We start from the raw sequence: 12,520 nt of genomic DNA, 5'->3' as shown, positions 1-12,520 counted from the left end.
CCTCATGAGAAATCATGAGGGCTTTTTCGTTTTATGTCTGGCTACAGCTTCGCGTTGAAAATTGATCAAGTTCCACTCAATTCCAATTTTGCATAATTCTTACTTAATTCCAGCCGGAAATGATCTTGAAATGCAGCTTCGGTGATGCTGGACTGTTTATTTTTGAATTGAACGCAGGCAATGGTATTTTGCAGTTTCTCTGCATCCGGTCGGATGGCAACAATTTTCCCAGTATTGATTTCCCTGTTCATTAAATGGCTGACGGTAATCCCGACTCCCAGTCCGGCTTTAATGGCTGATACGATTGCTTCGGAGCTGTCGGCAATGAAGACAAGGTTCAGCTGTTGCGGTTCACGCCCAAAGTGTAATTTGAACCAACTGCGGAAGAGGGCAATGTCCTTTTTATATCCAATGAAATCCAATTGCTTAAGCTGTTCGTAACCTGTCCCGTTTATTTTTGCCCGGTAATATTCTTCAGAACAGGCCAGCACAAATTCTTCCTTAACCACAGGTTTGATGGAGTAGGCGGATGTTCCACCCGGGGTGTCCATAAAAAAAGGCAGGATGTCGATATATGCGAAATCCAGTTCTCCAGACGCGACTTTTTCAAACAGCACGCTTGGTTCATCCAGTTCCAACTGCATCGTTACTGTCGGATATTTACGTCTAAATGAGCCGAAGATGGGCGGCAGGTAGATCTTGCCGAATTCGCTGGGTGCGCCGATGCGCAGTGGGCCGGAGGGCGTTTCCAAACCATCGTTTATATGCCGGACACCCTGTTCAAGCTCATCCATGAAATCCTGCACGATTCCATACAATTTTCTTCCTGCTGCGGTGGGAACGAGTTTTCGATTAACCCGGGTGAACAGCTTGGTCTGCAGCTCTTCTTCCAATTTTTTCAAGTGCTGGCTGACCCCTGATTGGGTGATGTGCAGCTTTTTGGCTGCCGCCGTGCTGCTTTGTTCATTGAAAATATGAAAAAAAACTTTCAGCCTGTTCAGGTCGGGAAGCATGCTTTTGCCTATCGGTAAGTTAAATTAATGAAAAATAGTAGAACTATTAATTTTACTAATTACATGCCCTGCGTATATCTTTCAAGCAAGAACACGGCGACCCTAAACAGAAGTGGTGTGCCGGAACAGATAAGAGGAAAATTGTTTTGAAGATAGGAATAATCGCGGCAATGGAAGAAGAGCTTGTATTGCTGGTTAATAAATTGGATGAGCCGAAAACGGAAAATTTCGGACAGTTCACCTACCATACCGGAAGGATTAACGGAGTGGAAGTTGCTCTGTTTCTGTGCGGAATCGGCAAGGTTAACGCGGCAGTAGGCACCACTTTGCTGCTTGATAAATTCAAGCCCGACTACCTGATCAATACCGGGGTGGCCGGGGCTTTTCCCGGCAACATCAACATTGGTGACATCGTGGTCTCATCTGAAGTGCGCCATTACGATGCCGATGCTACAGCTTTTGATTACGAAATAGGCCAGATTCCGCAGATGCCCGCAGCGTATCAGGCCGACAAACTTTTGCTTGGTTTAGCGAAAAAAGCTTGGATTAATGAGGATTCCATCAGTGTTCATCAGGGTCCTGTTTTGTCCGGGGATTCATTTATTCATACTCCGCAGCAAATCTCACAGATTGAGCAGAAGTTTCCCGATGTAATGGCTGTGGAAATGGAAGGGGCTGCCATCGCTCAAACAGGCTTTCTCTTTAATGTGCCCTTTATCTTGATCCGTTCTATCTCAGATAAAGTGCACGAAGATGGAAGCAGCGCAATTTATGAACAGAGCATGGAAAAAGCCGCCGCTAATTCAGTGCGCATGGTTTTGTCTATGCTTGATAATATTTAATAAGCTTCGTCGCTTCGTAAGAGAAAGAATACATGAATAAAATTGAGAGTTTTAAGATAGATCATACTAGATTGAAGCGTGGGATTTATGTCTCCCGTCGTGATCAGATCGGTGCAGAGAATGTCACCACCTTTGATCTGCGCGTAAAAGAACCCAACAACGAAGCTGCCCTTGATTCTGCGGCAGCACATACCCTTGAGCATATCGGGGCCACTTTCCTGCGTAACCACTCTGAGTATGGTGATAAGATTATCTACTTCGGGCCTATGGGTTGCCTGACCGGATTCTATCTGCTGCTTAACGGCAAATATGATTCAAAAGATGTTGTGGACTTGATTCAGGAACTGTTCAAGTTCGCTGCTGATTTTGAAGGTGAGGTGCCCGGTGCTTCCGCTGTGGAATGCGGAAATTACACCCTTATGGATTTGCCTTTAGCAAAAGCTGAAGCCGCGAAATATTACGCGGAAGTGCTGGATGGAATTGGTTCAGATAATCTTAATTATCCTGAATAAAAAGAAAAAGCCGTTACAACTTAGTTGTAACGGCTATTCAAGGCAGGTGGTGCCGAGGGACAGAATTGAACTGCCGACACGGGGATTTTCAGTCCCCTGCTCTACCGACTGAGCTACCTCGGCGCCGGAGAAATCGTTTCTACGCAGATCGCAAAACGAAGTCAACAATTATTTGTGAATTAAATGTTACTTTCCATTCATCTTTTCCAGAACTTTGTACAAAGCCTGAGTACCGAGTTCTTCATAACCAAGCGCCATGGCTGAGATATAGAACTGGTTAACCAGTGCCAGTCCGGGTAGGGAAAGATTCATGCGCTTGGCCTCATCAAGGGCGATGCCCATGTCTTTTACAAAATGCTTGATGAAGAAACCGGGGTTGAAATCGCCATCTGCAATGCGGCGGCCAAGGTTGTTGATGGACCATGATCCGGCAGCTCCGGAGCCGATCACATCAATTACTTCATTGAGATCCATGCCCGCTTTGTATGCGTAGAGCAGGGATTCCACGGTTCCGATCATGGTTCCGGCAATGAGTATCTGGTTGCACATTTTGGTGTGCTGCCCTGCGCCTGCTTTACCCATAAGCTGGATGTTGCTGCCCATCACATCAAATAGCGGCATCACCTCATCAAAAATTTTCTTCTCCCCGCCGACCATGATCGCCAGAGTTGCATTACGTGCGCCGAGGTCGCCGCCGGAAACCGGGGCATCGAGTGCGCCCACACCTTTAGCGGCAGCTTCTTCGGCAATGCGCTTAGCCAGTGCAGGTTCAGAAGTGGTCATATCTACAATGATCTTACCGGAATCTGCGTTGGCAAGTACGCCGTTCTCGCCGAGGATGGTCTGTTCCACGTCAGCGGGGTAACCTACGATGGTAAAGATAATATCGGCTTTTTTCGCAACTTCAGCCGGGGAAGCGCACCATGTTGCTCCTTCGGCCAGCAGCTTGTCAGCTTTGGACTTGGTACGGTTGTATACAAATGCTTCATTGCCTGCTTTCATCAGGTGCATGCACATGGACCCGCCCATTACACCTGTACCGATCCATCCGATTTTCATGCTCATAATATTTAATCCTCATTAATGAAGTAGGTTATAGTAAATTCGAGTATCAGCTGTAATTACCACAAGGAAGAACAGTCCGTAAATACGGCATTTGTCTTAGTTGTTATTGATAAAGTGCATAGGCCGTGGCTCCGACCATAAGTACGACCATGGAAATGTTAACCGTATGACGCACGAGGGGAGAGCGCAGCATTTTCATGAAAGATTCACCTGCAAAGCACCACAAAGAGTGAAAGAAAGCTGCTCCGCAAGTGAAGGTGCCCACAAATATCAGAATTTCCGTGAAGCGGTTTGCGCCTGGGTCGGCAAATTGGGCAAAAGCCGCGACTGTCATGGCGTAATGCTTCGGGTTGAGTGGGTGCAGGACCAGCCCTTCAACAAACTTAAATGCTTTAGGTTTATTGGAAGAATTCGCCTGCATGTTCAATACCTTCCAAGCGAGGTATAGGATATAGACAAGACCTCCGACCTTGAGAACTGCAGATACCTGCGGGTAAGCCAGAAACAGTTCCGCCAGACCTATTGCTGCCAGAATATCCATGGTCATGCCGCCAATTATCACGCCCGAAAGGAAAGGAATTGAACGCTTGAAGCCTACGGCCTGACCAAGGGCCATGGATGCAATGTTGCCCGGTCCCGGTGTACCGGTCATGACAATAACAAATATTAGGAAAGCCCAGAAATTTTCTTGCATTTTTTTGCCTCCGGCGGCTTAAACCCTTTTCCAAAAGGGGTTAAGAATCCCAAAACCTTTTATTACGCTTCGCGTCTTCGTATGGTTAACTGGGGTTAATTTTGAGATGGTTGGGCGTTGTGCGGACAACGCCCGATAAGGGGACCACTGGACGTGGTTGATAAGCAGCGGGATGATTGTGTGCTTGTTGCTGCTTAATTGTATTCATATGCTTGACATTGTGTGCAGTCAAATGAAACATTGTCTGCATGACAAAATGGATACCTACACTCGAAGAAAGTGCGCGTCCGAAATTTAAGCGTTTGGCCGATGCTATTGAACGGGATGTTTATTCCGGAAAACTCAGTCCCGGAGACAAGCTTCCTACTCATCGTGATCTTGCTGATGATCTGAAGATGAACGTGAGCACGGTGACCCGCGGTTACGCCGAGGCTGAAAAAAGGGGCCTCGTCTGCGGTACTGTGGGGCGGGGAACTTTCATTGCCTCCGATGCGATCACGTCATCATCAATGGTAACCTTCGAGCCGCACGCTCCGGGAATGATCGAACTGGGCATGGTTAATACCTTCTATGATCTGGACCCGGATATTCAAGAGGGTATGAAACGGCTGACCCGCCGTCGCAATCTGAATGCCTTTCTGCGCTACACTGATCCGCAGGGATTGCCGGAGCATCGTGAGATTGGGGCAGAGTGGGCAAAGCGGTATCGTCTGGAAACAACAGCCGCAGATGTGCTGGTTTGTTCAGGTGCCCAGCATGCGCTGAATTGTTGTCTGAGCAGTCTTTTCCGGTCCGGTGACCGTATTGCTACCGATACTCTTATTTATCCGGGCATGAAAACTCTTGCTAATATGCTCGGCATCAGACTTGTCCCTGTGCCGATGGATGATCAGGGCATGATTCCTGAACAGCTGGACAGAATTTGCCGCCGGGAAAAGATTAACGGTGTTTCGATTATGCCCGGAGTTCAGAACCCAACTTCGGCCTGCATGCCTCTTGAGCGGCGGGAGCAGATAGCCATGATCGCCTGCAACCATGATCTGACCATCATTGAAGATGATGCTTATGCATTGACCGTGGAAAGTGATCTGCCCCCGGTAACATCATTTGCCCCGGAACGTAGCGTGTTCATTGCCGGTGTATCCAAATCCATTGCTGTTGGTTTGCGGGTTGCATTTATGGTTGCGCAGGGTGAACGTTTTAAACAATTGGCTCACGCTATACTTAATACCGTGTGGATGACTCCGCCTCTTAACGTAGAACTCCTTTGTCAGTGGATAACTGACGGCACGGCGGATATCACCGTTAAGCTCAAGCGTCAGGCAGCGCGACGCCGTTTTGAAGCTGTTAAGGATTTACTGGGTGGCATGGGGCTTGGCGTTAATCCTTCAGGATTCTTCCTCTGGCTTTCCCTGCCCGAATCATGGAAAGGGTATATGGTTGAGCAACGCGCCCGCGAGGCTGGATTGAATGTTTTCGGGGCTGAGAAATTTGCAGTGGGCGGCGGTCCTGTCCCGGCCAATATCAGGCTTTCCTTGAGCGGGCCCAAGGATATTGAGCAGTTAAGGAAGGGGCTTGGGATTTTACGGGAAATACTTTTCTCTTAGTACTTTTCTTGCTTGTTGTTATTTTGCGTGTTACAATTGTAACACGTATTAAGGAGGTCAATATGCAGACAACTGTAAGTACAAGATTTGATCAGGATACAATTGAAAGGCTTGATGAGTTGGCTAGTGGAAGTGGCACTACTCGTTCAGCATTAATTAAAGAAGCTGTTGCTGGCTTTCTTGATTATGAAATCTGGTTTCGTGCACAAGTGCGTGATGGTCTAGCAGAATTGGATAGTGGGCAGAGTGTTCCACACGAAGATGTCCTCAAAGATATTGAAAAGTTAGGCTACAATGTTGATTAGCTGGGCACTGTCTGGGCGTAAAGATATTCTGCATTTGTTAAACTATTATATAGAGCAAGGGCAGAAGGATGTTGGACAGATGCTGCTGGACCGAATAATCAAGTCAATTTCACGACTTTCATCGTTCCCCAATTCTGGTAGAGAGGGAAGGTTGAAGGAAACCAGAGAGTTGATTTTGCCTGACTTGCCATACATAGTTGTCTACAGAGTGAAAGATCATGTGGAAATTGTCAGGATCTTACACAGTCGCAAGCAATATCCTTAATCTCTTGCCAATATCCCCCGTCCCCGTGTAATTCCTCTCTTCATGGGACACATCATCGGAAAAGATATCTATCGTCAGTTGGGTGACAAAGTGGACGGAACCACCGTGCGTATGCCGTGGTCCGATTCCATGCGTGAAATGCTTAAGGCTCTTTATTCTCCTGCGGAAGCGGAGCTTATTGTCCGCATGCCCTACCGCCCCTCTTCTCTTGAACGGATTTCAAAACTGACAGGTATTGACGAGCATGCGCTTCGTCCCATGCTCGAATCCATGTGTAATAAAGGTCTGGTCTGCGATCTCTGGGCGAAGGATCGTTATCTTTACATGATCAGCCCCTTTGTGATCGGCTTTTTCGAATTCACCATGATGCGCACCAAGGGTGAGCTGGACTCTGCCAAATGGGCAGAGCTGTTCAGCAATTATATGTTCGGTGACAATTCGTTTTTCGAGGCCAATTTCGGGAATGGTGAGCAGATTTCCATCATGCGTGCCCTGCCTCATGAAGGCACTATCCGCAATGTGGATCATGTGGAAGTGCTCGATTATGAAAAAGCTTCCGCGATGGTCGCGCAGCAGGACCGCTTTGCGGTCAGCCTTTGTTCCTGCCGCCACGAGAAGATGCACCTTGGTGAGCAGAAGTGCGGCATCGACCTTGAAACCTGCACCTCCATGGGCGAGGCTGCTGATTTTTTGATCCGCAATAATTTTGCCCGTGAGATTTCCCGCGCTGAAATGGATGATATTATGGCCCGTTCACGGGAAATGGGTTTCACCCTGACCACTGATAATGTCCGCGAGAACGCCGGGTTCTTCTGTCATTGCTGCGGATGCTGCTGTAACCTGATGAACGGGATAAAGTATTCAGGTTATCCGGGAATTATAGTTTCATCTACCTTCATTGCCGGGATTGAACTTGCTGATTGCAACGGCTGCGGGAAATGCGCACGAGCCTGCCCCATTGATGCCATCACCATACGTAAGGAAGATATTCCCGGAGTGGAAAAGCCGCACCGTTTTGCGGAGATTAATAAGGTTATCTGCCTCGGATGCGGTGTCTGCGCGCTTAAATGTCCCACCGGTGCTTTACAGATGGATAAGCGCGAACAACGTGTTATCCATCCCGAAGACAGTTTTGAGAGGGTTATCCTGCAATCCCTTGAACGCGGCACTCTACAGAACCTTATATTTGATAATCCAAACAGTCGTAGCGAGGACTTTATGCGCTCGCTCCTTGGTGGTTTTCTGAAACTTTCCCCGATTAAAAAGGGATTGATGGGCGATACCCTGCGTTCCCGTTTTCTAAGCACTTTACGCAAAGCCACTTCCTAATCAGTCTTCATTTTTCAGCTCTTCTTTTTATTGTGCCTTGTTTGTAACTTAATAGGTTGCTGTCAGGGTATATTCTGATATTATTATGCCAGCCTCTTTTCCGGGTGCGTGCTGATATTTCTAAATCGAACTTTTCCCAATCCTGTATTTTCCCAGCCCGGATCTTTTATTCTTAAATATATTATTTTTGTGTTCTTGAAGTAAGATCGTTTATCTGCAATGCTTTCAGTTAGTTTTAATTTATTTAGTTTATAAATAATATGCGCTTTATTATGCTAAACAAAAGCGAACAATATTTTCATAAACGAAAAACATTTAGGAACACAAAACATAAAAATGTTAGAAAGTGGTCATTTTTTGCATGCAAAATGATTTCAAATCTGTTAGAAAGCAATTAACCAAGAACTTGATACGCAGGTCCGCCCTGTAAGCGGCCCTTTCGGTTAAACATAAACAAGGCAGGTATGAGAAATGGGTGTAACCAGACTCTACAAAGCAATTTTCGAAATCACCAGAGCTGTTAACTCCAGTCTGGAGCCGGAAAAGGTTCTTCACAGTATTGCCGAGAAAGTGGCAACTGAAATGGAACTGAAAGGTTGTTTTATCAGACTTCTTGATCGCAAGGGTGAAACTCTGCTGGCAGATGCATCCTACGGTCTGAGCGAACGTTACGAAAAGAAAGGTCCTGTTGAGGTTGCCAAGAGCCGTTTGGACCAGGAAGTTCTTGATGGTAAAATCGTATCCATCGCTGACGTAAGAAAAGATGACCGCTTCCAGTATCCTGAAGAAGCAGCAAAAGAAGGTCTCTGCTCTCTCGTTGTTCTTCCCCTCACCGCACGCGGTGAAAAAGTAATCGGCGTTCTGCGTGTATACTCCGCTGAACTCCGTGAATTTTCCGAAGAAGAACTGGACTTCCTCAAATGCGTTGCCGATCTTTCCGGTCTCGCTCTTGAAAACGCCCGCATGTACAGCGCCCTTAAGCGTGCAAGCGAACTGGCAAACGATTACATCTACCGCGTCGACGATTTGTAAGACGCGTTAATATAAGGAATTTAAAATGAGCAAAGTAAAAGTAGGTATTAACGGTTTCGGTCGTATCGGCCGTCAGGTTTTGAAAACCATTTGGGAAAGACATCGCGACACCATCGATGTTGTAGCCATCAACGACCTTTTCGATATCGAAACAAACGCAGCTCTCTTTGCCAGAGATACCAACTACGGTAAGTTTCCCGCAGAAGTGAAAGTAGAAGGCACCACCATGTTCGTCGGTTCCGACTACACCATTAAGAACTTCGCAGAGCGTGATCCCCGCCAGATTCCCTGGGGTGAGTGCGGTGTTGATATCGTAATCGAGTGTACCGGTATTTTCAGAACCGGTCCTACCGCTGCGCAGCACCTTGAAGGCGGCGCCAAGAAAGTTGTTATCTCCGCTCCTGCAAAGGAAGAGGATATCACCGTTGTAATGGGTGTTAACCACAAGGATTACGATCCTGCAAAGCACACCATTATTTCCAACGCTTCTTGTACCACCAACTGCCTCGCGCCTATCGTTAAGACCATGCACGAGAAGTTCGGTATTGAGAAAGGTGTGATGACCACTGTTCACGCATACACCAACGACCAGCGTATCCTCGACCAGCCCCATAAGGACCTGCGTCGTGCTCGCGCTGCAGCTTGCAACATGATCCCCACCTCCACCGGTGCGGCTAAAGCTGTTGCTCTGGTAATCCCCGAAATGGCGGGCCGTTTCGAAGGTTACTCCGTGCGTGTTCCTACACCTACCGTATCCCTTGTTGACTTCGTTGCTGTGCTCAAAAAAGACACCACCACCGAAGAACTCAAGGCTACCCTGAAAGCCGCTTCCGAAGGCGAACTCAATGGCATCATGGGCTACTCCGAAGCTCCTCTTGTTTCCTCCGACTTCCTCGCCGATCCCCGCTCCGGTATCGTCGAAGCGGATTTCACCGTTGTACAGGGCGGCAACCTTGCCAAGGTTTACGCATGGTACGACAACGAATGGGGTTATTCCTGCCGTCTGGCCGACCTGATCGACTACATGGCTAAGTGCGGTATTTAATTTTGCATGAATCAAATTCGTAAGAATTTGTTTTAAGTGCGTTTTATAAACCAGTTCAATAGACCGGCGGCGGTCCGGGATGTTTACCGCTGCCGGTTTTATACCCTTCTCCTGAAAGGGTTTAAAAACTCCCGATATTCAGCAGGTAGTGGATGTATCTGTTGAATGGATGAGATTCTTAAGATTGCCAAAAGAGGGCGGACCTGAGTTACCTGACTCCGGTCCGCCCTCTTTGCTATTTTGCGCTCCTGTGTCCGTGATTTTGTCTTTTAAATCAATACGTAACAGGAGTAATTGACAATGAAGGTCGTAAATTCAAAAGGTGGTAACTTTGTAAAGGGACTGGCTGCTGACGGCTTGTTCGGGACTGAAGCGGAAGAAGGCGTAAGTCCTGAACTGGAGAAGTTGAAAGCGTTGGAAAATATTGAGCCCGAATTGTTGCAGCGTGCTCGGGACCGGGAAGAGGAAGAGCGCGACTTGCGGGTTTTAGATGCTTACAACCGTTTTGAAAGCGGTTTGCAGGATATTCTGGCGAATCCTGAATCAGGGCTGATGGAATTACGGGCTGGCGAAGCCCAGTCGGCAGTGTTTGAGGTCAACGATTATTTTACAGAAGAAGGAGGAAGGCTGCGCGACGGACTTCCCGATGATGAATGCCGGACCCGGTTTATGGATATTCTGGAATCACGGCGCATGACAGCAGTAGATGCCGTTGCCCGGCACCAGAGTCAGGAATATCAGAACTGGAAGGAAGCCACAGCCGCAGCAACCATAGATTCCGTGCTCAAGGCGGTTAATCTCAGTCCTGACGCTGCTTCGCTGATGCATGGGGAACGTCTGCTGGAAGGGGCTATTCTGCGGCTATACAGGGGTAGCAATCCTGAACTTTTGCAACTGCGTTTGCTTACCGTAAAGCAGGCCATGTATGCCGGGGCATTGGAAGCAATAGGGATAAAAGATCCGGTGACTGCCTTGATTCTGTGCAAGAGCTGGAAAGAGCAGTTGGGCGAAGGCCACTACGAACGGCTCTACGAAATGCTTGAACCGCAGGCCCGTAACCAGCATATGAAGCAGGAATTTTACTCCCTGCGTGACCTGGCTGATGAGCAGGTTGAAGCAGAACTGGAAGACCTGAAGGATGCTGAAATGCGCCGTGAGCTTAGGGAAATGATTACGGCTGACCGCCAATTGCGTGAAAGAGCGCAGCTCAACGGTGAGAAAGAGCGGGTTAACCTGGCCTGCCGGATATTGTTTAAAAGATTTATGGAAGGGGTGTTAAGTACATCAGATATATTAGATTCCGGTCTTGATGCTGAAATGCGTTCCATGTGGTTGCGTATTTTCAGCCGCAAAGATGAAATGGGAACTGATGATGCTTTGGTTACGATTGTGCAGGCAATGGTTGAGGATGCGATCAGTGAAGAATATCAGATTTATGCTGCTATTCCTGACGGGCTGGGTGGAGCTGATGCATCAATGCTGACTACACTGTTTATGCTTAAGGATAATCCTGAATCCCGGCTTATGGTTAACGGCCTGCGCGATATAAGTGAAAGGTGTGAGACCGTTTGCGGTGATCTGCGTGATCGAGCGGCGGCTATCCGTGATTTTCTGCACCGCGTGGCTGTGCTGGTCAGTAAGGGCGAACCTTTCAGTGTAACCAAGGTACGCAATGAGGTTATTACGGATCATTTCGGGAAAGCCGAAGCAAAGAAAGAACAGCCTGAACCCAATGGGCAGGGTCTTGATACTCCTGTCGAGACAGAACCTGTTAACCAGATTACGGAGGAAGATGAAATTGGTGAGCATGAGGCAGCAGAAGAGGCTGAAGCCGATCAGCTTTCCAAAAAGAACGATGAATAGTAATCTGATATGAAATTTTAGAAACGGAGACCGTATGCGTCGTTTGATCGTTCCTCTTTTCCTGTTTGTATTATTGGTCGGATGTGTACAAAAGAACCTGCCCGATTCCGTACACTATCTTACTCCTTTGCCGAAATCCGTAGTGCAGGTGGATGATGTGCAGCTCGCTTACCGAACTTTTGGCGAGGGACCACCACTGCTTATGGTCATGGGCTTTGCCGGGACTATGGATCTCTGGGATGCGCAACTGGTTCGAGAATTAGGGAAAAAGCATACGGTGATCATCTTTGATAACCGGGGTATGGGCAGCTCAAGTAATGGGACTGAGGAAGTTACTATTTCCCGCATGGCCGTGGACAGTGCCGGGTTGTTACGTGAACTCGGCTATCCGAAAGCGGATGTGTTCGGCTGGTCCATGGGCGGGCTGATTGCTCAGGAAATGACGCTTAATTATCCTGACAAAGTTGGGAAGCTGGTTTTACTTGGTGCTTCCTGCGAAGCCAAGCCTGTTGCAGATATTACCCAAAAATTGTTGAAGATGGATGTCAAAGAGTTGCTGAGCCATTTCTTCCCGTCCGGTTGGATTGAAAAGAATCCTGATGCTTACGCAAGACTACCACGTCCGGCAAGTCCTCCAGACACGTCAATAATTCAGGCTCAGGCTGATGCCATGATAGAGTGGGATGGATGTTGTTCACGGCTTAACAGGCTTGATAAATCTGCGCTGATCATTTCCGGTCTGGATGATGATATTCTGCCTGAGAAGCTGTCTGCTGAAATAGCGAAACAGGTAAAAGGAAGTTGGCTGGTACGCTACAGGAATGCAACTCACTGGCTTATGTATCAGGACCCTGTTGGCCTTGGACGAACAGTGAATAATTTTCTTGCGACGGAGCAGGATTTGTTTCCGAACTAATTTAATAGCAAAGCGTCCTGTTTTAAAAAAAC

General features: G+C 47.7%; 13 protein-coding genes and 1 tRNA gene. 10 read left to right on the top strand and 4 right to left on the bottom strand.

Going from position 1 to position 12,520, the window contains the following annotated elements; all coding sequences use genetic code 11:
* Nucleotides 1-65: 65 nt before the first annotated feature.
* On the bottom strand, nt 66-1,013 hold the full coding sequence (locus tag ACNI23_RS14950) for a LysR family transcriptional regulator (RefSeq protein ID WP_420249870.1): 948 nt from the start codon (nt 1,011-1,013) through the stop codon (nt 66-68).
* 146 nt (nt 1,014-1,159) lie between these two features.
* Here ACNI23_RS14950 and ACNI23_RS14945 point away from each other — a divergent pair, with 146 nt between their 5' ends.
* A complete protein-coding gene (locus tag ACNI23_RS14945; protein ID WP_420249868.1) occupies nt 1,160-1,855 on the top strand; it encodes a 5'-methylthioadenosine/adenosylhomocysteine nucleosidase in 696 nt (231 codons plus the stop codon).
* 32 nt (nt 1,856-1,887) lie between these two features.
* Nucleotides 1,888-2,367 (top strand): S-ribosylhomocysteine lyase, encoded by a 480-nt coding sequence (locus tag ACNI23_RS14940; protein WP_420249866.1) that lies wholly within the window; start codon nt 1,888-1,890, stop codon nt 2,365-2,367.
* 47 nt (nt 2,368-2,414) lie between these two features.
* Here ACNI23_RS14940 and ACNI23_RS14935 read toward each other — a convergent pair.
* The 3 genes from ACNI23_RS14935 to ACNI23_RS14925 form a co-directional block, all read right to left on the bottom strand.
* Nucleotides 2,415-2,490 (bottom strand) — tRNA-Phe (locus ACNI23_RS14935).
* Nucleotides 2,491-2,553: 63 nt separating this feature from the next.
* Nucleotides 2,554-3,432 carry an NAD(P)-dependent oxidoreductase gene (locus tag ACNI23_RS14930; RefSeq protein WP_420249865.1) on the bottom strand — a complete coding sequence of 293 codons (879 nt, stop codon included), beginning with the start codon at nt 3,430-3,432 and terminating at the stop codon, nt 2,554-2,556.
* Between the two features lie 103 nt (nt 3,433-3,535).
* Nucleotides 3,536-4,126 carry a LysE family translocator gene (locus tag ACNI23_RS14925; protein ID WP_420249863.1) on the bottom strand — a complete coding sequence of 197 codons (591 nt, stop codon included), beginning with the start codon at nt 4,124-4,126 and terminating at the stop codon, nt 3,536-3,538.
* A 248-nt stretch (nt 4,127-4,374) separates the two neighbouring features.
* On the opposite strand from ACNI23_RS14925, the gene ACNI23_RS14920 reads away from it, so the two are divergent.
* From ACNI23_RS14920 to ACNI23_RS14885, 8 genes are all read left to right on the top strand, one after another.
* Nucleotides 4,375-5,733 (top strand): aminotransferase-like domain-containing protein, encoded by a 1,359-nt coding sequence (locus ACNI23_RS14920; protein WP_420249862.1) that lies wholly within the window; start codon nt 4,375-4,377, stop codon nt 5,731-5,733.
* 62 nt (nt 5,734-5,795) lie between these two features.
* Nucleotides 5,796-6,038 (top strand): CopG family ribbon-helix-helix protein, encoded by a 243-nt coding sequence (locus ACNI23_RS14915; protein ID WP_420249860.1) that lies wholly within the window; start codon nt 5,796-5,798, stop codon nt 6,036-6,038.
* Nucleotides 6,028-6,303 (top strand): type II toxin-antitoxin system RelE/ParE family toxin, encoded by a 276-nt coding sequence (locus ACNI23_RS14910; RefSeq protein WP_420249858.1) that lies wholly within the window; start codon nt 6,028-6,030, stop codon nt 6,301-6,303. Before ACNI23_RS14915 ends, ACNI23_RS14910 begins: the two co-directional genes overlap by 11 nt.
* A gap of 42 nt (nt 6,304-6,345) precedes the next feature.
* Nucleotides 6,346-7,632: a 4Fe-4S dicluster domain-containing protein gene (locus ACNI23_RS14905; protein ID WP_420249857.1), complete on the top strand. Its 1,287-nt coding sequence runs from the start codon at nt 6,346-6,348 to the stop codon at nt 7,630-7,632.
* 471 nt (nt 7,633-8,103) lie between these two features.
* Entirely contained in the window at nt 8,104-8,664 is a 561-nt protein-coding gene (locus tag ACNI23_RS14900; protein ID WP_420249855.1) for a GAF domain-containing protein, read from the top strand.
* 25 nt (nt 8,665-8,689) lie between these two features.
* Nucleotides 8,690-9,709 carry a type I glyceraldehyde-3-phosphate dehydrogenase gene (gene gap / locus ACNI23_RS14895; protein ID WP_420249853.1) on the top strand — a complete coding sequence of 340 codons (1,020 nt, stop codon included), beginning with the start codon at nt 8,690-8,692 and terminating at the stop codon, nt 9,707-9,709.
* Between the two features lie 300 nt (nt 9,710-10,009).
* Nucleotides 10,010-11,572 carry a hypothetical protein gene (locus ACNI23_RS14890; protein ID WP_420249852.1) on the top strand — a complete coding sequence of 521 codons (1,563 nt, stop codon included), beginning with the start codon at nt 10,010-10,012 and terminating at the stop codon, nt 11,570-11,572.
* A gap of 34 nt (nt 11,573-11,606) precedes the next feature.
* Entirely contained in the window at nt 11,607-12,488 is an 882-nt protein-coding gene (locus ACNI23_RS14885) for an alpha/beta fold hydrolase (RefSeq protein WP_420249850.1), read from the top strand.
* Nucleotides 12,489-12,520: the final 32 nt, after the last annotated feature.

Origin of the sequence: Maridesulfovibrio pacificus (SeqCode), assembly GCF_048612815.1 — a bacterium.
Lineage (GTDB): Bacteria > Desulfobacterota > Desulfovibrionia > Desulfovibrionales > Desulfovibrionaceae > Maridesulfovibrio > Maridesulfovibrio pacificus.
Note: the sequence above shows the minus strand (reverse complement) of the source record. Positions and strands in the feature narration are given on the sequence as shown.

Bases quoted from the DNA above. Each gene is read 5' to 3' on its own strand.
- ACNI23_RS14950 (WP_420249870.1), bottom strand. From the start codon at position 1,013: ATGCTTCCCGACCTGAACAGGCTGAAAGTTTTTTTTCATATTTTCAAT.
- ACNI23_RS14940 (WP_420249866.1), top strand. From the start codon at position 1,888: ATGAATAAAATTGAGAGTTTTAAGATAGATCATACTAGATTGAAGCGT.
- ACNI23_RS14930 (WP_420249865.1), bottom strand. From the start codon at position 3,432: ATGAGCATGAAAATCGGATGGATCGGTACAGGTGTAATGGGCGGGTCC.
- ACNI23_RS14925 (WP_420249863.1), bottom strand. From the start codon at position 4,126: ATGCAAGAAAATTTCTGGGCTTTCCTAATATTTGTTATTGTCATGACC.
- ACNI23_RS14920 (WP_420249862.1), top strand. From the start codon at position 4,375: ATGACAAAATGGATACCTACACTCGAAGAAAGTGCGCGTCCGAAATTT.
- ACNI23_RS14915 (WP_420249860.1), top strand. From the start codon at position 5,796: ATGCAGACAACTGTAAGTACAAGATTTGATCAGGATACAATTGAAAGG.
- ACNI23_RS14910 (WP_420249858.1), top strand. From the start codon at position 6,028: ATGTTGATTAGCTGGGCACTGTCTGGGCGTAAAGATATTCTGCATTTG.
- ACNI23_RS14905 (WP_420249857.1), top strand. From the start codon at position 6,346: ATGGGACACATCATCGGAAAAGATATCTATCGTCAGTTGGGTGACAAA.
- ACNI23_RS14900 (WP_420249855.1), top strand. From the start codon at position 8,104: ATGGGTGTAACCAGACTCTACAAAGCAATTTTCGAAATCACCAGAGCT.
- gap (WP_420249853.1), top strand. From the start codon at position 8,690: ATGAGCAAAGTAAAAGTAGGTATTAACGGTTTCGGTCGTATCGGCCGT.
- ACNI23_RS14890 (WP_420249852.1), top strand. From the start codon at position 10,010: ATGAAGGTCGTAAATTCAAAAGGTGGTAACTTTGTAAAGGGACTGGCT.
- ACNI23_RS14885 (WP_420249850.1), top strand. From the start codon at position 11,607: ATGCGTCGTTTGATCGTTCCTCTTTTCCTGTTTGTATTATTGGTCGGA.